The organism is Flavobacterium sp. WC2421 (genome assembly GCF_040822115.1).
In the GTDB taxonomy this organism is placed as follows: domain Bacteria; phylum Bacteroidota; class Bacteroidia; order Flavobacteriales; family Flavobacteriaceae; genus Flavobacterium.
Genome location: NZ_CP162004.1, coordinates 3,637,373 through 3,659,238, shown reverse-complemented (window position 1 = coordinate 3,659,238; position 21,866 = coordinate 3,637,373). Strand labels below are relative to the sequence as shown.

The following is a 21,866-nucleotide window of genomic DNA, read 5'->3' as shown; positions in this document are numbered from 1 at the left end:
TCTACTAAATGAATAAAATAACAACACTTTTCAATGTTAAATACCCAATAATCCAAGGAGGAATGATCTGGGTTAGTGGACATAAATTGGCCAGCGCTGTCAGTAATGCTGGAGGACTAGGGTTGATAGGTGCTGGATCAATGTATCCGGAAGTTTTACGGGAGCACATTCAAAAATGTAAAAAAGAAACGTCAAAACCATTTGGAGTGAACGTTCCCATGTTATATCCTAACTTGGAAGAGATTATGAAAATAATTGTCGAAGAAGAGGTGAAAATCGTTTTTACTTCGGCAGGAAATCCCAAAACCTGGACATCATTTTTAAAAGAAAAAGGAATAACTGTTGTTCATGTTGTGAGTAGTTTAGTATTTGCTTTAAAAGCACAAGAGGCAGGCGTTGATGCTGTTGTTGTTGAAGGTTTTGAAGCTGGTGGTCATAATGGAAGGGATGAAACAACCACATTAACATTAATCCCAATAGTTAAAGAACAAATTAAAATTCCTATTATTGCAGCTGGAGGAATTGGAACTGGGAGAGGAATGCTAGCTGTTATGGTTCTTGGTGCTGATGGGGTACAAGTAGGAAGTAGGTTTGCGGCCTCAATTGAATCATCAGCACATGAAAATTTCAAAAAGACAATCTTAGATGTCAAAGAAGGTGGAACGCAATTGACATTGAAAGAATTAGCTCCAGTGCGTTTAGTGAAAAATAAATTCTATAATGATGTTCAAGCGCTTTATGAAAAATGCCCAACCAAAGAAGAATTAATTGATTTATTAGGTAGAGCGCGAGCAAAACGGGGTATGTTTGAAGGGGATTTAATTGAAGGAGAACTAGAAATAGGGCAAATAGCAGGAGTGATCAATGAAATTAAATCTGCTGAAGGAATTATAATTGAAATGATTGCTGATTTTGACACAGCTAGAAAAGAAGTTGAAGTATTTGATTTTTAATATAAAGAAATGACTAAAATAAAATTATATATCATATTGCTTTTTTTAGGACTTGGTCTGCAGCAGGGATACAGTCAAAATTATAAGTTTAAAACTTCTGGGTTTAGTGTTTTGGAAAAAAACGAAAGAGGAAAATGGGGGAAATGGTCCGACTTGAATTTGGTCAACATTTTAGTTTCATTGGACACTAATAAAAGCAGATTTGTAATTTATTCAGAAGTGATTCAGTTATTTGAGATTATCGTGTATCAACCAATAGCCGAAAATGATACTGATATTGTGTATTCTTTTACTTGTAAAGATAATAATGGAGAGGATTGTACCTTATCAATTATTACAAGAAAAAATCAGGACAATAGAAAACAATTGTATATCAATTATGATAACAGAATTATTGTATATAATATTTTCAATATGTAATTTAAATCATAAAAAAAGTCGCGAATAGCGACTTTTTTATGATTTAAAAACAATTTTTACCGTGGTCTTTATAAAGATAATTATTCTACATCTTTAATAAACTCATCATATTCTAAATAGAAAAGTTCCAAGGCGCTCATTTTATCGTTGTAGAAATCAAATATTACATCCCAATTGTTTCTATTACTTACACCTACACCTAGTTTTTCTACCCAAATTCTGCTAATGGTTTTTCCGCTTTCTAAAACATAGTCTTTTTCAAAAACCAAATCTTTAATAAATTCCTCTTCTAAAATATTTTTTAAAGCTACCATTTTTTCAAAATAAGCAGTACGCTTTTCGTCATTGCGAGGTTCAATGTCAATTAAGACTTGTGCTTTTTTATTGTCAACATAAAATTTAAAGGAGAAGTCTTTTATTTTGGTATCGTATAGGACCCATTTTCTTGGGTATTTCTCTGCGAATGTGATCCAGAATTCTCTTTTTAATTTTTGAGTTTCTTCTTTGCTGTACATTTTGTTTCTCTGAATTTGATTTTAGAAAATTTGCGAAATCTTATTTTCTAGACTATATTTATATAATAATTTGAATGCAAAAATAGACTTTGATAATGGATTTTCAATCATTTTTAGAATTTGTTCCTTATTTAGCAGAAGCGAAACTTCCCGCTATGGCTTCCCATGTGAAAATGGCTCCTATGGAAAGGATTGAAAGCTTAAATAGTACTGTGGAGAATAAAAACGCTAAAAAAGCTGCAGTAATGATGTTGCTTTATCCTAAAAATGGAATAACACATTTGGTTCTTATTGTTCGTAATTCGTATGAAGGGGTACATTCTGGACAAATTGCATTTCCAGGAGGTAAATATGAAAAAGAGGATTTAAATTTTTCGACAACAGCTTTGCGTGAAACACATGAAGAAATTGGTGTCCTTCCTGAAAAAATGAAAATAATAAAGCCTTTTACACCTATGTATATTCCGCCAAGTAATTTTATGGTATATCCTTTTTTCGGAATTTGCAGTGAGGAAATTTGCTTTGTTCCTGATGCTAGTGAAGTGGCCAGAATAATTGAGCTGCCATTATCCGTTTTTCTAAATGATGAAATAATTATTAATGCTAGACTTTCAACTTCGTATGCAAATGATATTAATGTTCCTGCTTTTGAAATAGAAGGACAAGTGGTTTGGGGGGCTACGGCAATGATGCTGAGTGAATTGAAAGATGTTTTGAATTCAGTCTTAGCATATGGAATTTAGTTTATTAACTTAGAAATGAATTGAGATAATTTCTGACAATAGATGGGTCAATTCGAAAAAACGACAAAAATAATTTTTGTAAGTTTGTAATCCGAAATCAAAAAAATAAACAAACACTTTTATGGGGTTATTTAAGAGAAATCCTTTTGGTCATATACTATTTTTGAAAAAATGGTTAATTCGATTTTTTGGTGCAGCAACACACAGGCGCTATAGAGGATTTAATGAATTAAAAATTGAAGGTTCGGAGATTATCAGGAATCTACCAGATACAAATGTGCTTTTTATATCCAATCATCAAACATACTTTGCTGATGTAGTAGCTATGTTTCATGTTTTTAATGCTAGCCTAAGTGGTCGTGAGGATACCATAAAAAATGTATGTTACTTATGGCAACCGAAGATGAATATCTATTATGTAGCTGCCAAAGAAACAATGAAATCTGGTTTGTTGCCACGTATTATGGCATATGCTGGAGCGATATCCGTAGAGCGTACTTGGCGAGCAAAAGGGGTTGATGTAACAGAGAAAAAAGATGTAAACCCTAACGATACGGAGAACATAAAAATGGCGCTAAATGATGGATGGGTAATTACTTTTCCTCAAGGAACGACTAAATCTTTTAAGCCAGTTCGAAAAGGAACGGCTCACATTATAAAAGAACACCGTCCTATAGTGGTACCTATTGTAATTGATGGCTTTAGACGTTCATTTGACAAAAAGGGACTACGTATGAAAAAGAAAGGAATTCTTCAGTCTTTTATAATTAAAGAACCTTTAGAAATTGACTATGATAATGATACAATTGATGAAATTGTTGAAAAAGTGGAGTATGCTATTGAACAACATCCGTCTTTCCTAAAGGTAATTCCGTGTGAGGAAATAGAAGAGCAGGAAAAATTAAATAAGCTCCGTAGGTGGGAATATTAATTATAAAAAAAAGAGTTAGCCATGGCTAACTCTTTTTTTTATAAATCTATTTTTTTTAATTCTTTATAATTAGCATACAATCTGCGTAGCAGGATGCCGTAAAGTAATCTGTAAAATAACCAAAAAACACCAAAAAAGGCAACAGTTGTTAAAACTAAAACGCCAATAGTTATAGCCATAACTTTTCCGCTATTTGTAATTTGACTCATTAAAGCACTTGTCTCGGGATTGTATAGCAAAGCAATTATATACCCGATAATCAAACTAATCAATGCCATTCCTAGATTATACCATACATAACATTGAACCGTTTTTCTTGTTCTTAAAATGGTTTTCATTAATTGTTTAGTAGATTCGGTAGTTGAAATTTGAATGTAATTTTTATAAAATAAATAGATAAAAACCAATATTACACCATAGTTTAAATAAGTAATTCCCTTCATAAACGGAATCAATTCAACATGATCCATTTTTTTAAAATAGTCATCAGTATTAAAAAGAATACTAATGGATGTCCATAGAAGTACTTCTAAAATGCTAATAATCAAAATCCACTTTACTATAGACGAGGATCTTTTATGAATCATTTTATAAATCTCTATTTCACTTATCTGAACAAAAGAATTCTCGTTCTTTTTCCAGTCTTTTTTTAATAAATCCAGCTCTTTCATATTCCTTAAGGATTTAATATCTTTTTTAATTTCCCTTTTATTCTGTTCATTTTAACTCTCGCATTGACTTCACTAATCCCTAATGTCTCTGCAATTTCTCGGTAATCTTTGTCTTCTAGATACATAAAGACCAACGCCTTTTCAATATCACTGAGCTGATAAACCGCTTTGTACATGAGCTTAATCTGTTCTTCTTCTTCATAGTTGTAATCGACTTCTTTGATAAAGTGCTGCCGGCTCTCGTATTCAACTGTAGCGATCGATCGTTTGTTTTTTCTGTATAAAGTAATGGCAGTATTTAAGGCAACACGATACGCCCAAGTAGAAAATTTGCTATCGCCCCTAAATTTTGGAAAAGCCTTCCATAGTTGAATGGTGATTTCTTGAAATAAATCCTTATGTGCATCTTCGTTGTCAGTATACAACCTACATATCTTGTGGATTATATTCTGATTGTCCTTCAGTTGCTTTACAAAAGAATGTTCTAGATTTTCACTCATATATACGTTAGTAATCTAAATTTAGATTTTGTTACAAAGTACCGCTTTTTTATTTTGTAGCACCATGATTTGAATTACAATAAAGTCTTGTCCCGCTATCCATTGCAATCCACGCAAAAAAGCGTGGGATTTCCATTGCTATCGGGGCTATCTATACCGTCTATTTTTCATAATTGCATTTTCAGTTGCAGTAATTTAGAACAACAAACACTAAACTTTGTATATTTGAGTTTTACAAATTTGAAACAGCATTTAATTATGAATATCCCAAATTCAACTTTACCTAGAATTGTTATTATCGGTGGCGGTTTTGCAGGAATAGCGTTAGCCAAACAATTAAAAAATAAAAAGGTACAAGTAGTTTTATTGGACAAGCACAATTACCATACATTTCAACCCTTATTGTATCAAGTAGCAACAGGTGGTCTTGAAGCCGGATCTATAGCGTATCCAATTCGTAAAGTAATTCAAGAATATGATAATTTTTATTTTAGATTGACATCTGTTCAAGAAATATACACTAAAAACAAAAAAGTAATTGCCGAAATAGGGGAGTTGAGTTACGATTACCTTGTTATTGCTACCGGTTCCAAAACGAATTATTTTGGAAATAAAGAAATAAAACGCAATAGTATGGCTATGAAAACCATACCGCAATCACTCAATATTCGTTCTCTTATTCTGGAAAATTTTGAACAAGCTGTTTTGACTACAGATGTTGCCGAAAAGAATAGCTTAATCAACTTTGTACTCGTAGGAGGTGGACCAACAGGAGTGGAGCTGGCAGGCGCATTGGCCGAAATGAAAAAAGCAATTCTTCAAAAAGATTATCCCGATCTTGATATTGCAAAAATGGAAATTAACCTCATACAAAGCGGAGACCGAATCTTAAATACAATGAGTGAGAAATCATCATTGGCAGCCGAAAAATTTCTAGAAAGTTTGGGCGTTACAATTTGGAAAAATGTTCGAGTAACTAATTATGATGGACGCACCATTACCACTAATTCCGATTTAACTTTTGAAACGGCTACTGTAATCTGGACGGCAGGTGTTCAAGGAGCGCTTGTAGCGGGTCTAGATGCACAATCTCTTGTTGAGCGAGTAGAACGTATTCGGGTGAATGAATTCAATCAAGTAAAGGGTTATGACAATATATTTGCCGTAGGAGATATTGCTTCTATGGAAACGAAGGAATACCCAGAAGGACATCCCATGATGGCACAGCCTGCCATGCAGCAAGGAAAATTATTAGGAGAGAATATAATAAAGTTAATTCAGCATAAAGAGATGCAGCCTTTTGAATACAATGACAAAGGTTCTATGGCTACTATAGGTCGAAATAAGGCCGTTGTTGATTTGCCTAATTATCATTTCAGCGGAGTATTTGCTTGGTTTGTATGGATGTTTGTACACTTGTTTTCCCTTATTGGATTCAAAAATAAAGCCGTAGTTTTCTTGAATTGGGTGTACAATTACATTCGTTTTGACCGGGAAGGTCGATTAATTATTCGTCCTTATAAAAAGAAAAGCTTTACTTCTTTTACTAGTGACGAGGTTTAGTTTTTTTAAGGTTCAAGGATTCAAGGATTCAAGGATTCAAGGATTCAAGGATTCAAAGATTTGAAGTGAGAAAGGAAAGTTTATTTTTTTGTTTTCTGACTAAAGTTTTTTTTCTTTGTAATAGTTTACCATTAAATTGATGAATTTACTGTAGCTCTCCATCCCATCTTTTTGTTGATTTAATTTCAAGAAATTATCATAAAAAATATGGAATGCACTTTCAATTGGGCTTTGGTATTGTTTTCTAAAATTGCTACTTTCTTGGTAATTTTTTAAAATTCCAGGGTGAACTGTTTTTAGTAATTGTTTAAAAATTTTCTTATCTCGTATTTCCCAATTACCTAAGCAGTATCGCAGAGCAAAGCTGTACCCTGAGTATTGAAAATACAAATCTTCATTTTTTATAGAAGCCATAAATCCTATAAAATTGCATTCGCTTTCACTGGCATAGCCCATTTGGTGTGCCATTTCATGACAGGTAGTAGTAGGAAAATTATACATAGGAACTAAATCATTGACTTGTGCTTCATTTGTAAAAGGATTCAAATAACCACTAAAACCCATATAAGATAATGGCAAACTAAGTAGTGATTTCTTGGTACTTATTTGGTTAAAAGTAAAATAGTGATACTCCTTGGATAGGTTTTTATACCCATTTAAATTCTTTTGGAATGCCTGATTTTGGGTGTAGGGAAATTTTACTTTCAAACTGTCATTTTGGGCTAACTGTCTCTGTATACTATTTGTTCTAATTATTAAAGCTTTGGTGAAATCAAGTAAATCAGCATCGGTATATTCTCTTTGAATAGCCATTTTTTCAAAAAGAGGTTGACGATAATAGTTAAACGCCCAAAGGCTGTGAAACAAAAAATAAAAAACGGAAAAGAAACTTAGAATAGTCAAAATGTTATTTTTCCACTGCAATTTCCAAGATTTTCTTTTATTCCAAAACCATTTTATAATCAAAAAAATAAGAATAAAATAAATGCAATCTCCAATAGAAAATGGAATCGCTCCTAAAAAAGTCCTTAAAAATGCTGCGATACTAGGGTACAGCCCGTTACTATAGTTTTGCTCTATCCATTCTGGGTAAAAAGGAATGATTTGTAAAAAAATGATTTGAACAATTAGAAAAAAAGGTAAAATGTATTTCGGTTTCACAGGATTCATTTATAGAATGTAAATATAATTACAATATCAATTAGTACCGAAAAAGAATTTAAACTTTGTAACTTTGGACTTTAAAAATGTTAAACTTCAAACAATAATAAATGAGTCAAGAAATAAGAAATTTAGAGCCCAAAGTACTTTGGAATAAGTTTGCCGATTTGAATGCAGTTCCTCGCCCTTCAAAAAAAGAAGAAAGAGTAATCGAATTTATGAAAGACTTTGGAAAAAATCTTGGATTAGAAACTTTTGAAGATGAGATCCGTAATGTAATTATTCGTAAGCCAGCGACTCCAGGAATGGAAAATCGTAAAGCAATAGTAATGCAAGGACATTTGGATATGGTTCATCAAAAAAATGGAGATACCATTTTTGATTTCGATACTCAAGGGATTGATATGTATGTTGATGGAGACTGGGTACGTGCTAGAGGGACTACATTAGGGGCCGATAATGGACTTGGAGTTGCGGCTATAATGGCGATTCTTGAAAGTACTGATATTCCACATCCAGCTATCGAAGCATTGTTTACGATAGACGAAGAAACAGGAATGACGGGTGCGTTAAATCTTAAAGGAGGGATTCTTCAAGGTCAAATTCTATTGAATTTAGATACTGAAGAAGATGACGAAATTGATATCGGTTGTGCTGGAGGTATTGATGTGACAGCTACTGCTGAATATGATGAAGAGGAAACACCAGAAGCTTCTGTTGGATATAAAATTACGATAAAAGGTTTAAAAGGTGGGCATTCTGGAATGGATATCCACAAAGGATTAGGGAATGCTAATAAAATTATGAACCGTTTGTTATTTGATGGTTTTGATAATTTTGGTTTGCAAATTTCTGAAATACAAGGAGGAAGTTTACGTAACGCTATTCCTAGAGAAAGTGTTGCAACAGTAGTAATTGCTGAAGTGTATGATGAAGCATTTGTTTTTGATATGCAACAGATTGTAAATGATATCAAAACAGAATTAAAAACGACTGAGCCAAATCTTGAGGTTGTTTTCGAAAAATTAAAAGCAGCTCCTGCTAAAGTAATGCCTTCAATTGCTCAATTTTATTTTGTTAGAGCAATGTATGCAGCTCATAATGGGGTTTATGCTATGAGTGCTGATTTTGCTGATCTTGTGGAAACATCTAATAATATTGCAAAAGTAGTAGTAGGAGATGGGAACCTTACGGTTAAATGTTTAACACGTTCTTCAGTGGAAACGGCTAAGTTTGATTTAGCAAACGGTTTACGTTCTGCTTTTGAATTAATGGGTTGTGAAGTGGAATTTTCAGGATCTTATCCGGGTTGGACTCCTAATGCTGAATCAGAAATATTAGATGTTCTAGTTCCTATTTATGAAAAACAAAATGGAGCAAAACCTAGTGTTGTAGCGTGTCATGCAGGTTTAGAATGTGGAATTCTGGGAACTAATTATCCAGAAATGGATATGATTTCTTTTGGACCAACGATTCATGGTGCGCATTCACCTGATGAAAGAGCAAGTATTTCTTCATCTCAGAAATTCTGGAAATTTTTAGTAGCCATTTTGGCTAATATTCCGTTGAAATAAATTTCAGTTATAAATTTTAAAACAAACCCTCGTTTAGTAATAAACGAGGGTTTGTTATTTAATAAGAATTAGTCTCTTTTTGGACTGTTTTTCTTTTCTCTTTTTTCGTCTTTCTTTTCTTTAGCCGTTTTTAACGGTTCTTTCTTTGCTGTTTTCTTAGCGTCTTGACTTTTTGCCATGATATGTATTTAGATTTTCGGTTATTAATTTATTTGATTGAAGTAAATGTATATAATTTATTGATTGTGTTTGAATTTTATTTTAGAAAATCGCCGTCAATGATTAATAATTCAACTCCATAAATTGAAGTAGAACGATGAGAACTTAAATCATCTGAGACAACATAAGTTCCACCTTCGGATAATGAAACTTGATTTCCAGATTCCAGTTCGCTTATAAAGCTTCCTTTTAAGCAATGTACAATATGCCCTTTTTGACACCAATGATCTGCTAGATACCCTTTAGAATAGCTCACTTTTCGAATTCGTAACCCTCCTAATTGTAAAGTTTGCCAAAACGAAGTTCCGTTTTCTCCTTTGTGTTCTGTTTTCTCTATGGTATCCCAATTAATAGTTTGAAAAGGTATATTTGACATGTTGATAGGTATATTAGGTTAAAAAAAATCCCCAACTACAAGTAATTAGGGATTGTTATTTTTAAGTAAATGTGTTATTATTTCTTCTTTAATATTTTATACTCTTCATAGCAACCACTTATAGCGTCCATGATTTGTAAGTCATTTGCTGTTTGTATAAAGGCTTCGGAATAGTTGCAACGTTGCAAAATTTCGGCTATTTCTTTTTTTTCAACACCAAGGAGTACAGCAATAGTTTCTCTGTCAAATTTAGATTCCAATAAATTACGTACGGTATCATCTTTTTTCATTTCCTTAAGTTTTTTAAGTTCTTTGGGGTTGTTTCCAAAGAAATTATAAAGCATGTCAGCTGGATTGAAAATGGAGCCAAGAACTCTTCCAAAAGCATTTGGTGAATATTCCCCTGCTTCATAACCATGAGTTAATCCAGAAATGCTATAACGGAAGTTTTCGTTTGTTGGGATTGTTTTTGAGTCGACTTCAAGATAACCAGTTAAGTTAAATGGTCGGATAACTACTTCTTCAAGTGCAATTGCTTTTTCAGTAAGGTAGATTTTTGCTACTTTGTTTTTGATCCAGTCATTGGTTACTTTAACTCTCAATGATTGAAATCCTAAAAGAGAAAGATGTAGAGTGTCGCTTGGTTGCACATCAATTTCAAAATATCCTTGAGAATCAGTACGAGCTCCTCTTACTTTGTTGATATTGATTATGTTGACATTAATCAATGGACTTTTGGTATTATCATTATAGATATAACCAGATACTTTTTGAGATGGAGTGATAACTTGAGCTGAGCTAGTTATGGAAAGTAATATAAAAAAGAAAACTACAAAATATTTCATAAACTGATTTAAAACTTTAAAAGTAGTAAAACAGGATTAAATATTTTGTAGTTCTCAGATATAATTATCAGAAAATTAACAATAAATGTTAGTCTCTTCTTGGTCTTCTTGGTCTAGGTGAATCACCGAAACTTTCAGAACGTCTAGGTGCTCTGTCAGAAGATCCTTCTCCTCTTGGAGCTGAACTTCTTCCACCAAATCCACCTTCTCTTGGAGCAGAGTTTCTGTCGCTTCTGAAACCACCTTCTCTTGGAGCTGAATTTCTATCGCTTCTAAAACCTCCTGAACCTTCACGTCTTGGAGCAAAATTACCTTCTCTTCTTGGAGCAGAACTTCTTCCTCCACCAAAACTTCCACCTGAACTTCTTCCATTATGGTCACGTCTTCCGCCACCGTCATTTTTAGAAATTTCAACATTGATACGACGTCCTTCTAATTGTACGTTGTTCAATACTTCCATTACTTTATCAGTATGTTCTGGATCCGTGTTAAAGAAAGAGAATCCTTCTTTTACATCTACTTTGAAAACATCATCACGACCTAAGTCAAGAGTTTCTTTCAAGTAGTCTTTTAATGACATCCAATCAAAGTTATCTCTAGAACCGATGTTCACAAAATATCTTGTTGCACCACCATTATTATTTTCTCTTGGAGCACCATCTCTATCATCACGATCACGTCTTTCAGAACCTGAAGCTTGATTAGAAATATCTCTAGTTTTCTTGTAATAGTTGATAAAACGATTGAACTCAACAGAAACCATTTTCTTGATTAACTCTTCTTTCGTTAAGTCTTCAAGAACATTGTTTATTGCAGGAAGGTAGTTGTCAATTTCGTGATCAACTTCTACATCTTTAATTTTATTCGCTAAGTGTAATAATTGGATTTCACAGATTTCAATTCCAGATGGGATTGTTTTTTCTTCGAATTTTTGCTTGATGATTCTTTCGATAGAAGAAATCTTACGCAATTCACTTTTAGTTACAATAACAATAGAAGTACCTAGTTTACCAGCACGACCAGTACGACCTGAACGGTGATTATAAGTTTCTATTTCGTCAGGAAGTTGGTAGTTCACTACGTGAGTAATGTTATCAACGTCAATTCCACGTGCTGCAACATCAGTAGCTACAAGCATTTGGATTTGTCTTCCTCTAAAAGATTTCATAACACCATCACGTTGCGCTTGAGATAAATCTCCGTGCAATGCAGCAGCGCTGTATCCATCTTCAACTAATTTTTCAGCTACAGCTTGTGTGTCACGTTTAGTACGACAGAAAACTACTGAGAAAATGTCTGGATTAGCATCGGCTAAACGTTTCAAAGCTTCGTAACGGTCACGAGCATTTACAAGGTAAAACTCATGAGAAACTGTTGCAGAACCTGAATTTTTAGCTCCTACAGTAATTTCGATAGGGTCTTTCATGAATTGTTTTCCAATACGTGCTACTTCAGCAGGCATTGTTGCAGAGAACAACCATGTGTTTTTTTCGTCTGGAGTAGTTGATAAGATGTTTACGATGTCTTCGTAGAATCCCATGTTCAACATTTCATCCGCTTCGTCTAGAATACAAAAATTAATTTGAGAAATGTTTACCAAACCTCTATTAATCATATCTTGCATTCTTCCTGGAGTAGCTACAATAATTTGTGCTCCTCTCTTAATGTCTCTCGCTTGTTCCGTAATGCTAGCTCCACCGTAAACTGCTACCACATTAATACCTTTTTCGTATTTAGAGTAGTTTTTAATTTCGTTGGTAATCTGCAAACACAATTCGCGTGTTGGAGATAAAATCAATGCTTGTGTATTTCTATTGTTGGCATCAATTTTCTGAATAACTGGAAATCCAAATGCTGCCGTTTTCCCTGTCCCTGTCTGAGCCAACGCAACCATATCTGTGTCTTTTTCCAATAATAGGGGAATCGCTTTCTCCTGTACTTCGGTCGGATTCTCAAATCCTAGATCTAAAATCGCCTTCAGTAACGATTCACTCAATCCTAATTGTTCAAATTTATTCATATGTATTTTTAAAATAGGGTGCAAAATTACTGTTTATAATTCAGATAAACTAATGCTATTTTAAGTTTTAATGTTTTATTATTATTTGATTATCAGAAAGTTATATTTTGCTTTCGAGTTTTGGGGTTATGATTTATAATTATAAGAGCTATTTTTCTGCTCGAAATTTAAAATTTTGAATAAAAAATGTTGTATTTCAAACAATTATTCTTTGTTTATTAAAAAGGCAATTAATTGTTGTGTTGCTTTTCCTCTATGACTGATTTTGTTTTTTATTTCTGATGATAGTTGAGCAAAAGTTTCCTGATACCCTTCTGGTTTGAAAATGGGATCATAGCCAAATCCTTTGTCACCCCATTTTTCTTCAGTAATTTTCCCTGTAGCAATTCCTGTAAATAGTTGTTGTTTTCCATCTTTATTTAAAGTAATCACCGTTTTGAATTGTGCATTTCTATTCGATTTCCCTGATAAATCAGTCAACAGTTTATTCATATTGTCGTTTGAATCTTTTTGTTCACCTGCATATCTGGCTGAATACACTCCTGGAGCACCATGTAAGGCTTCTACTTCAAGTCCTGTATCATCAGCAAAACAATCATAACCATATTTTTGAGTGACATAGTTTGCTTTTAAAATTGCATTTCCCTCAATAGTATCTGCAGTCTCAGGAATTTCTTCATGGCAACCAATGTCTTCCAAACTTAACAATTGTATTGTAGCTGGTAGTAATTGTTGTATTTCCTTTATTTTATTTTTGTTATTGGAAGCGAAAACAAGTTGCATATTTTAATCTTTTAATTGTTTTAAACAAAGATACTATTATTTAAAAGTATGTAGGTTTTACATATCTGTGGTTTATCTTTTTTTGAAAATGAATTAGGTGCACACTTTAGTGTTTTTGTATTAAATGGCTGTCATTTATGTAATTTTAAAACAGAATGAGTTAAAATGAGGTTAAATAACTGTTTTACATGGGTTTAAAAGGTGTTTTGATGTATCTTTACTATGTGGTTTTGATTAATTACTTGTGTATTTTTAATCTTCACATAAGATAAAAAACGCAATAGTCAACTATACTGTTAGAGGTATGAGTTGATAATGGTAAATCAGAACTGACAACTGGAGGGCTATAGATGCCCTCCTTTTTTTTAGGGTATAAATAAAATGATTCTCTTTTATTTTTATTAAAAACGAGAGACATTCGTTAAGTTATCTGGAAAATAGAGATCAGATAGTTTCGTAAATTCATCTCCACGCATAAAAATTGAGTTATCAACTTCATTATAACTGGATTTACCAGCTGCCGCTAAAAGTTCATTAGCCGCATGTAAAGTGTTTTTATGGAAGTAGTACACTCTTTCAGATTTGTCAGTTACAACTAATCCTTTCATTAGCATTTTATCTTGGGTAGCTACCCCTGTAGGGCAAGTATTGTTGTTGCAACGCAAGGCCTGTATGCAGCCTAATGAAAACATAAACCCACGGGCACTATTGCACATATCAGCGCCCATTGCAATAGCCCTAAGGATAGAATATCCTGAAATAATTTTGCCACTTCCTATTACCCGTATTCTATCGCGGATGTTTAAACTGATTAATGTTTTGTTTACAAAGATCAGTGCGGGTTCAAATGGCATTCCTACACCGTCAGAAAATTCTAGTGGTGCTGCTCCAGTTCCTCCTTCGGCACCGTCAACGGTTATGAAATCGGGAAAGCAATTTTGTAAAATCATTTCTTGACAAATTAATTCAAACTCACTAGTTTGACCAATGCATAGTTTAAAACCAATAGGTTTTCCGTTAGATAGTTGACGTAATTGAGCTATAAACTGTATTAAGCCTTCAGGGTTGTTAAAAGCAGTGTGACTAGGCGGTGAAAGTATGGTGGTATGTGGCTGTACGCCTCTTATTTTGGCTATTTGTTCTGTGTTTTTGGCGGCAGGTAAAACTCCGCCATGTCCAGGTTTTGCTCCTTGAGATAGTTTTATTTCAATCATTTTTACAAAAGGATTATTGGCTTTTTCTGTAAATTTTTCTGCATCAAAATTTCCTTCATTAGTTCTGCATCCAAAATATCCAGTACCTATTTGCCAAGTAACATCTCCACCTTGTAAATGGAATTCAGTTAATCCACCTTCACCAGTATTGTGATAAAAATCCCCTTTTTGGGCACCTTTATTAAGTGCAACAATGGCATTTTCGCTTAATGAGCCAAAACTCATGGCTGAAATATTTAATAAAGAAGCGGAATAAGGTTGTTTGCAATCTGGGCCACCAACCGTTATTCTTGGGAGTTCATGATTAACTTTTGCTGGAAATATAGAATGTTTGATCCCTTCATAACTAGATTGGTTGATGTCTAATTGCGTCCCAAAAGGGGTTGTAGCATCAATATTTTTGGCTCTTTCATAGGCAAGGGAACGTTCATTTCTAGAAAAAGGTTTGCCGTCTGTTGTTCTTTCAATAAAATATTGCTGAATTTCGGGAGCTATCATTTCAAATAGATATCTAAAATATCCCAGTACAGGGAAGTTTCGTAAAATAGCATGCTTGTGTTGTAAACTATTAAGGAACCCAATAAATAAGAGTGATAATAAAACGATTGATATTACTAGACTTGTATTGAAATAGATATAGAATAGCATGGATAGTAAGAAAGCGATAGTTACAAAAACAAAAAATTTTTTTCTCATGTGAAGATGATTTTAGTGGGAGCACTAAATTAAGAAGAATATAGCTTCTTTATTGATTTATGTAAGATTTTATTGAAAAAATATCTATTTTTATTTTTCAATATATTTGCAATAAAACTAAACTATATTTTATTACGTATATTAATAAATAGTAAAGGTCAAGATATGAGATTGTATAATAATACCACAAAAAGTAAATCCAAAATATTCTTCTTTTTATTCTTCTTTTTTTTAACAAATTCTTATTCTCAATACGTATTTCATTCTAATGATTTACCTAATGTCATTTCGTTGCATAAACAGGCATCGATAATAAATGTAGGCGATAAGACTCTTGACATAGAATATATAATTTCAAACTATGATTCTTTACATCCTCAAGCATTAAAGACTAAAAATGAGGATTTAGGTTTTACAAATGATAATTACTGGGGGAAACTGCAGCTTCAAAACGATAGTGATTCTGTTTTGAATTATTACCTCGAAACGGCTCGCCCGATAACTGATGTGGTTGAATTGTTCCTTATAGACGAGTCAACGGGAGAGATTTTAAAGCAACAAAGTGGAGATAATATTCCTTTCTCAATGCGTTCTTTTGACAATCGGAAGTCGATTTTTAATATTATAATCAAACCAAAAGCGAAAATAAAAATGTTTTTGCATCTTAAAAGTGATGGTGAGGTATTAAAAATGCCTTTGATGTTATATACTTCTAGGAGTTTTATAGACATGATTTCAAATGAGCAGTTTCTATTTGGTATATTCTATGGAATATTAACAATTGCAGCAATAATTTACTTTTTCTTCTTTTTTGCATTGGGTGAAAAAACTTTTTTATATTATAGTTTATATGTAGTTTTTGTTGGTTTATTGCAGTTTTCTTTAGATGGTTTTTTCTTTAAATACATCACCCCAAATGGAGGATGGTTTTCAAATCATGCTGTTTTATTATTAGCTATTGTCGCTGCTTTTTTATCAGGTAAATACAGTGAAGTTTTCTTGAAAATAAAAGATAACAGTAAATCTTTTTATAGATTATTTAATGTTAGTTATGCTACGTTAGGGGTTTTGTTTCTTTGTACACTTTTTATTCCTGCCACTTTATCATTTTGTTATATAGCTGTAAATGTGCTGGCACTAATATTTTTGATTCTAATTGTTTGTTCCGTAATTTACCTTTATTATAAAAAAAAGAAGGTTGATTCTTTATTTACAATTGGTATATTCTTTTTAATTCTTGGGTTCACCGTTTTTATCCTGAATAACTTTGGAATGGTGCCTAATAATTTTATAACTCAAAACAGTTCGAAATTTGGAACTGGATTAGAAATAATTTTTCTTTCGCTTTCGATGTCTAATTTAATCAGAAATCTTAAAAACGAAAAAAATGAATTAAATCGCCTGGCTTTGGTTCGTTCAGAAGAAATGAATGATTTGAAATCTTATTTTTTATCGAATATAAGTCATGAATTAAGAACGCCCTTGAATGCCATAATGAATTTAATTGATTCAGTTTCAAGTGATGTGGAGGATGAAAAAATCAAAAAAAACTGTCAGGTTATAAAGTATTCTTCTCATAGTTTATTAAGCTCCGTAAATGATATTCTTGATTTTTCAAAAATTGAAAAGAACGAATTGAGATTAGAAAGTGTGCCTTTCAATCCTTTGCATACTTTGGAGCGAATTAAAGAAACTGCAGAGTTAAAATCAAAAGACAAGGGATTAGAGTTTAATTTTTCTAAAAGAGAGGGCTTTCCACGTTTAGTTAAGGGAGATGAAATGCGGTTTTCACAAATAGTAAATAACGTAATAAGTAATGCTATTAAGTTTACTTCCGAAGGCTTTGTAAATTTCGATATTGAATCTCAAATTAAACCAGATGATAAGGTGAGTTTGATTATTTCCATATCTGATTCCGGTGTTGGTATTAAAAAGGAAAAAATGGATAGTATTTTTGATTCATTCTCTCAAAATAGTATTGATAATAAAAGGAAATTTGGCGGTTTAGGATTGGGACTTTATATTGTAAAAACGTTGGTTGATATGCAAGGAGGAACTATTGTAATGAATAGTTACCCAGGTAAAGGAACCACTTGTAAAATTACGATTGATTTTGAAAGTGTGGAGCAACCAAAATTGGATGTAGTTTCGGCTGAACCTGAAGTGTATGATTTAGAGGGAAAAACAATTTTAGTGGTTGAAGACAATTCAATTAATCAAATGGTGATTAAGATGATTACTAAAAAATGGTTGAATACAAATGTTGTTTATGCGAATAATGGACAAGAGGGATTGGATGCTTTCAAAACCAATACTTTTGATATTGTTTTAATGGATCTGCAAATGCCTGTTATGGATGGTTATGAGGCAACAATTGCGATACGTAATGGTGAAATAGGTTCAGCGTATGCAAACATTCCTATCATAGCGGTAACAGCGGATGTTATGGAAGGCACCAAATTAAGAGTTACAGAAATAGGAATGAATGATTATTTAACAAAACCTATAAAAAAGGAAACGTTGTATCAGGCGATAAAAAAGCTAGTTTAACTAAAACGCAAGCGTACATATACGTGTTTAATTCCTTTCTTGTCAGAATCTCTTTCGTCAATTTCTAGAATATCAGTTAGGGATTTTAACATGGGAGTTAGTTTTGGAAAACCATAATTTCTAGGATCAAATTCAGGTTTTTTCTTAACAATGAGGTTTCCTACGTCGCCAAGGAAAGCCCAGCCACTATCATCAGCAATGTCATCAATGGAGTCTTCGATAAGATCAATTGTAGGTTCGTCAATTTTACTCAGTGGTTTTTGAGTGTTTTTCTCGGCTGCTTTTTCAGTGCTTTTTTCAATTATTTTTTTCGTTTCCGTATTTGAAACTCTTTTAGGAGTGTTTTTCTTGATTGCGCCATCCAAAACTTCAATAAATACAAATCGGTCACAGGCACTGATAAAAGGTTTTGGTGTTTTTTGTTCTCCAATTCCTATTACTTTCATACCCGATTCACGCAGGCGTATGGCTAAACGTGTAAAGTCACTATCACTAGATACAATACAAAAACCATCTAGTTTGCCGGAGTACAATAAATCCATGGCGTCAATTATCAAAGCAGAGTCAGAAGAATTTTTTCCAGAGGTATAGCTGTATTGCTGAATAGGAGTAATGGCATGTTCTAATAAAACCCCTTTCCATCCTCCAGCATTTGGACGCGTCCAGTCGGCGTAAATACGTTTGGTTGTTGGAGTTCCGTACTTCGTAATTTCTTCCATCATTCCTTTTACATTACTATAAGGAACATTATCAGCGTCAATAAGGACAGCTAGTTTTAATTCTGTTGGATTTTGTGACATCTATAATTGAGTTGAAATATTATTCAAATATACAAAGTTTATTATTGGAATCGAATTTTTAGCCCTGATAGGAACGGCATCCTTTTACTTTTTTTCTTTAAAAAAGTAAAAGATATAGTGAATAGCAGGAATAGCTACAAAAAATAAATTTACTTTCAAGACTTTTATAAAATATAAATATTTATTTTTGCAACTTCTTAAAATTAAAATTATTACTTAAATATATTATGGTAAAGGATTTATTCGAAAGAATTCAAAACAATAAAGGGCCATTAGGAAAATGGGCTTCACAAGCAGAGGGATATTTTGTTTTTCCAAAACTAGAAGGAGAATTAGGGCCTAGAATGCAGTTTGGCGGAAAAGATATTTTGAATTGGAGTTTGAATGACTACTTAGGTTTAGCGAATCACCCTGAGGTGAGACAAGCGGATACAGATGCAGCAATTCAGTTTGGTGCAGCCTATCCTATGGGAGCGAGAATGATGAGTGGACATACGAAATACCATGAACAATTAGAGGAAGAATTGGCTGCTTTTGTAATGAAAGAATCAGCTTATTTATTGAATTTTGGTTACCAAGGAATGGTGTCTATTATTGATGCTTTGGTTACTAAAAATGATATCATTGTATATGATGTTGATTCACATGCTTGTATTATTGATGGTGTACGTTTGCATATGGGGAAACGTTTTACTTATAAGCACAATGACTTAGAAAGTATGGAAAAAAACCTGCAACGTGCTACTAAAATGGCTGAAACCACTGGTGGAGGTATTTTATTTATTACTGAAGGTGTTTTTGGAATGCGTGGACAACAAGGAAAATTGAAAGAGATTGTTGCTATGAAGCAAAAATACAATTTCCGTTTACTAGTTGATGATGCACATGGTTTTGGTACTCTTGGTAAAACAGGAGCTGGAGCAGGTGAGGAGCAAGGAGTTCAAGATGATATTGATGTTTATTTTTCAACTTTTGCAAAATCAATGGCGAACATTGGTGCTTTTGTAGCTGCGGATAAAGAAATTATTGATTATTTGAAATACAATTTGCGTTCTCAAATGTTTGCTAAATCGTTGCCAATGATCCAAACTCTGGGTTCATTGAAACGTTTAGAATTGTTGCGTAACCACCCAGAATTGAAAGATAAACTTTGGGAAAACGTAAATGCATTGCAAACGGGATTGCGTTCAAGAAATTTCAATATTGGTGATACAAATACCTGTATTACTCCAGTTTATCTTGAAGGAAGTGTACCTGAAGCTATGGTTATGGTAAATGATTTAAGAGAAAATTACGGTATTTTCTTATCAATTGTTATTTATCCGGTGATTCCAAAAGGGATTATCTTGTTAAGAATGATACCTACAGCATCTCATACATTATCAGATATTGATGAAACATTGGTAGCATTTGAAGCAATACGTGAAAAGTTAGAAAACGGTACTTACAAAGAAATTGCATCTAGAACTAAAGTAGATTTAGACGCTTAATTCTTTACTTTTATAATAGTATAAAAAACATCAGCAATCGCTGATGTTTTTTTTTTTGGACTCATTTAATGTAAGAATTTGTACATTTATAAAAACTAAATGATTGATGAGAAAGGTAATTTTATTAAGTATTTTATTAGGGAGTGTTTTTGTTTCCTGTAAAAAAGAAAAAAAAGAGACTACAACTCTACCAGAAAAGGCTGTTGTTGATACATCCAGTTCTCAGGAATGTTATAGCGCCGTTATTAAAAAAGATACGGTTTATATGACTTTGAATATTAAGGGAGATCAACAGGTTTCAGGGAAATTAAGTTATGTTTTTTATGAAAAGGATAAAAATTTTGGAACATTGGTTGGGGAAATAAAAAAGGATACCCTTTATGCCGATTATACTTTCATGTCCGAAGGTGTAACTTCAATTCGTCAAGTTGTTTTCTTGAAAAAAGGGAATAATTATGTGGAAGGGTACGGAGCAGTTATAGATGATAATAAGGGGGAAGTAATCTTTAAAGATGTGAAAAAATTAAATTTTGATGACAGTATGGTTTTATCAAAAGTAGATTGTAAAATATAATTCAGTGTTTGTAACCAAATATAAATAGAAAATCCATCAGCTGTGTTGATGGATTTTCTATTTATTGTTTTATTAAAGATTTTTTCGGAAAGTCTTTCTACGGCAATGAATTTCGGGTTTAAAATGTTTCCATAAGTTATGAATTGCAATATTATCTGCTAATTCCGGTGTTCTGAAACAGTTTACAATACCTTTTTCTTTGAACGTATGATAGTATTCATTGAATATTATAGCGGTAACTGCTTTGTTTTGAAAATCAGGATGTACACCGATGAGGTAAAAAATCATATCCTTACTTTGCTTTTTAGCTTTTAGTAAATGGATGAATCCAAAAGGGAATAATTTACCATTTGCTTTTTGTAACGCCTTAGAAAAAGAAGGCATAACAATACTAAAAGCAACTATATTATGGTCTTTATCCTCCACAAATTTAATATATTCCGGATTGATTAAACTGATGTATTTTTTCTTAAAATATTCTTTTTGAGTATCTGAAATAGCAACAAATGAAGATAAAGAAGCGTAAGAAGCATTGAATAAATCAAACATTTTATCTACATGCGGCATAACCTCTTTAGTAGTCTTGAAATTAAGCGGACTTAATTGATACCTTCTTTTTACTAAATCATTAGCTTTTTCAAAAAATTCCGGTTTTACATTTTCAAAAGGGAATTTACTTTCTATGTATTCTTTTTCAGTTACATAACCCAATTGCTCAAAGTGTTTTGCATAATACGGGTGATTGTACCAAGTAATCATAGTTCCCAATTGGTCAAATCCCTCAGTAAGCACTCCTACTTTATCTAAATTAGAAAAACCCATTGGGCCTTCAACATGTTCTAGATTGTTTTTTCGGCCTAATTCGTATACTTTTTCAAGCAAGGCTTTAGTCACTTCGATATCATTTATAACATCAAACCAACCAAAACGGACTTTCTTTTTTTGTTGATCGTTTACTTCGCTCCAATTCACAATTGCGGCAATCCTACCTGCAATTTCATTGTTTTTATAGGCGATGTAAAAATACGCTTCGGCATTTTCGAATGCAGGATTTTTAGCTTTATCAAATGATTCTAGTTCGTCAGCAATAATGGGTGGAACCCAGAATTCGTTGTTTTTATAGAGGGAAAAAGGAAATTTGATGTAATCCGTCATTTCCTTTTTTGTAATGGCTTCTTTTATTGTAATCATTAAGAAAAATGTTTTGTTTTTAAGACGATACCACGAATATAGCTATCTTTCTAAGAATTAAAAAATACGACATAAAA

The 21,866-nt window shown here is 32.7% G+C and carries 20 protein-coding genes; 9 read left to right on the top strand and 11 right to left on the bottom strand.

What is annotated here, in order from left to right; all coding sequences use genetic code 11:
* Positions 1–8: 8 nt before the first annotated feature.
* Complete coding sequence (locus tag AB3G33_RS15600) at positions 9–953, top strand: NAD(P)H-dependent flavin oxidoreductase (protein WP_367771325.1); 945 nt, start codon at positions 9–11, stop codon at positions 951–953.
* A 9-nt stretch (positions 954–962) separates the two neighbouring features.
* Positions 963–1,373: a hypothetical protein gene (locus tag AB3G33_RS15595; protein WP_367754487.1), complete on the top strand. Its 411-nt coding sequence runs from the start codon at positions 963–965 to the stop codon at positions 1,371–1,373.
* Positions 1,374–1,453: 80 nt separating this feature from the next.
* On the opposite strand, the gene AB3G33_RS15590 is transcribed toward AB3G33_RS15595, so the two are convergent.
* A complete protein-coding gene (locus tag AB3G33_RS15590) occupies positions 1,454–1,888 on the bottom strand; it encodes a DUF4268 domain-containing protein (protein WP_367771322.1) in 435 nt (144 codons plus the stop codon).
* A gap of 95 nt (positions 1,889–1,983) precedes the next feature.
* On the opposite strand from AB3G33_RS15590, the gene AB3G33_RS15585 reads away from it, so the two are divergent.
* Positions 1,984–2,631, top strand: a complete 648-nt coding sequence (locus AB3G33_RS15585) for a CoA pyrophosphatase (RefSeq protein WP_367771320.1) — start codon at positions 1,984–1,986, stop codon at positions 2,629–2,631.
* A 121-nt stretch (positions 2,632–2,752) separates the two neighbouring features.
* The gene (locus AB3G33_RS15580; RefSeq protein ID WP_367771316.1) at positions 2,753–3,562 is read left to right on the top strand and encodes a lysophospholipid acyltransferase family protein; all 810 of its coding nucleotides are present in this window, start codon (positions 2,753–2,755) and stop codon (positions 3,560–3,562) included.
* Between the two features lie 38 nt (positions 3,563–3,600).
* On the opposite strand, the gene AB3G33_RS15575 is transcribed toward AB3G33_RS15580, so the two are convergent.
* Complete coding sequence (locus AB3G33_RS15575; RefSeq protein WP_367771313.1) at positions 3,601–4,233, bottom strand: hypothetical protein; 633 nt, start codon at positions 4,231–4,233, stop codon at positions 3,601–3,603.
* Positions 4,234–4,238: 5 nt separating this feature from the next.
* The gene (locus tag AB3G33_RS15570) at positions 4,239–4,733 is read right to left on the bottom strand and encodes an RNA polymerase sigma factor (RefSeq protein WP_367754478.1); all 495 of its coding nucleotides are present in this window, start codon (positions 4,731–4,733) and stop codon (positions 4,239–4,241) included.
* Positions 4,734–4,991: 258 nt separating this feature from the next.
* On the opposite strand from AB3G33_RS15570, the gene AB3G33_RS15565 reads away from it, so the two are divergent.
* Entirely contained in the window at positions 4,992–6,296 is a 1,305-nt protein-coding gene (locus AB3G33_RS15565; RefSeq protein ID WP_367771311.1) for an NAD(P)/FAD-dependent oxidoreductase, read from the top strand.
* Between the two features lie 99 nt (positions 6,297–6,395).
* On the opposite strand, the gene AB3G33_RS15560 is transcribed toward AB3G33_RS15565, so the two are convergent.
* Positions 6,396–7,466, bottom strand: coding sequence for a DUF3810 domain-containing protein (locus AB3G33_RS15560; protein ID WP_367771308.1), 1,071 nt, complete (start codon positions 7,464–7,466; stop codon positions 6,396–6,398).
* Positions 7,467–7,567: 101 nt separating this feature from the next.
* Here AB3G33_RS15560 and AB3G33_RS15555 point away from each other — a divergent pair, with 101 nt between their 5' ends.
* Entirely contained in the window at positions 7,568–9,031 is a 1,464-nt protein-coding gene (locus tag AB3G33_RS15555; protein WP_367771305.1) for an aminoacyl-histidine dipeptidase, read from the top strand.
* Between the two features lie 256 nt (positions 9,032–9,287).
* Here the strand turns inward: AB3G33_RS15555 and AB3G33_RS15550 are convergent, their stop codons facing one another.
* From AB3G33_RS15550 to AB3G33_RS15530, 5 genes are all read right to left on the bottom strand, one after another.
* The gene (locus AB3G33_RS15550) at positions 9,288–9,626 is read right to left on the bottom strand and encodes a DHCW motif cupin fold protein (RefSeq protein WP_367771302.1); all 339 of its coding nucleotides are present in this window, start codon (positions 9,624–9,626) and stop codon (positions 9,288–9,290) included.
* 77 nt (positions 9,627–9,703) lie between these two features.
* Complete coding sequence (locus AB3G33_RS15545) at positions 9,704–10,471, bottom strand: carboxypeptidase-like regulatory domain-containing protein (protein WP_367771299.1); 768 nt, start codon at positions 10,469–10,471, stop codon at positions 9,704–9,706.
* Between the two features lie 88 nt (positions 10,472–10,559).
* Positions 10,560–12,491 carry a DEAD/DEAH box helicase gene (locus AB3G33_RS15540; protein ID WP_367754466.1) on the bottom strand — a complete coding sequence of 644 codons (1,932 nt, stop codon included), beginning with the start codon at positions 12,489–12,491 and terminating at the stop codon, positions 10,560–10,562.
* Between the two features lie 204 nt (positions 12,492–12,695).
* Positions 12,696–13,274: a non-canonical purine NTP diphosphatase gene (locus AB3G33_RS15535; RefSeq protein WP_367771296.1), complete on the bottom strand. Its 579-nt coding sequence runs from the start codon at positions 13,272–13,274 to the stop codon at positions 12,696–12,698.
* Positions 13,275–13,675: 401 nt separating this feature from the next.
* Positions 13,676–15,184, bottom strand: coding sequence for an FMN-binding glutamate synthase family protein (locus AB3G33_RS15530; RefSeq protein WP_367771293.1), 1,509 nt, complete (start codon positions 15,182–15,184; stop codon positions 13,676–13,678).
* Positions 15,185–15,349: 165 nt separating this feature from the next.
* Between AB3G33_RS15530 and AB3G33_RS15525 the strand changes: the two genes are divergently transcribed.
* Positions 15,350–17,734, top strand: coding sequence for a 7TM diverse intracellular signaling domain-containing protein (locus AB3G33_RS15525; RefSeq protein WP_367771291.1), 2,385 nt, complete (start codon positions 15,350–15,352; stop codon positions 17,732–17,734).
* Here AB3G33_RS15525 and AB3G33_RS15520 read toward each other — a convergent pair.
* Positions 17,731–18,534 (bottom strand): NYN domain-containing protein, encoded by an 804-nt coding sequence (locus AB3G33_RS15520; RefSeq protein ID WP_367771288.1) that lies wholly within the window; start codon positions 18,532–18,534, stop codon positions 17,731–17,733. The two genes, AB3G33_RS15525 and AB3G33_RS15520, sit on opposite strands and share 4 nt — an antisense overlap.
* A gap of 227 nt (positions 18,535–18,761) precedes the next feature.
* Between AB3G33_RS15520 and AB3G33_RS15515 the strand changes: the two genes are divergently transcribed.
* Together AB3G33_RS15515 and AB3G33_RS15510 are read left to right on the top strand one after the other, a co-directional pair.
* Positions 18,762–20,024 (top strand): aminotransferase class I/II-fold pyridoxal phosphate-dependent enzyme, encoded by a 1,263-nt coding sequence (locus AB3G33_RS15515; protein ID WP_367771286.1) that lies wholly within the window; start codon positions 18,762–18,764, stop codon positions 20,022–20,024.
* A gap of 106 nt (positions 20,025–20,130) precedes the next feature.
* The gene (locus tag AB3G33_RS15510; protein ID WP_367771283.1) at positions 20,131–20,598 is read left to right on the top strand and encodes a hypothetical protein; all 468 of its coding nucleotides are present in this window, start codon (positions 20,131–20,133) and stop codon (positions 20,596–20,598) included.
* Between the two features lie 72 nt (positions 20,599–20,670).
* On the opposite strand, the gene AB3G33_RS15505 is transcribed toward AB3G33_RS15510, so the two are convergent.
* Positions 20,671–21,789, bottom strand: a complete 1,119-nt coding sequence (locus AB3G33_RS15505) for a GTP cyclohydrolase (protein WP_367771280.1) — start codon at positions 21,787–21,789, stop codon at positions 20,671–20,673.
* Between the last annotated feature and the right edge of the window lie 77 nt (positions 21,790–21,866).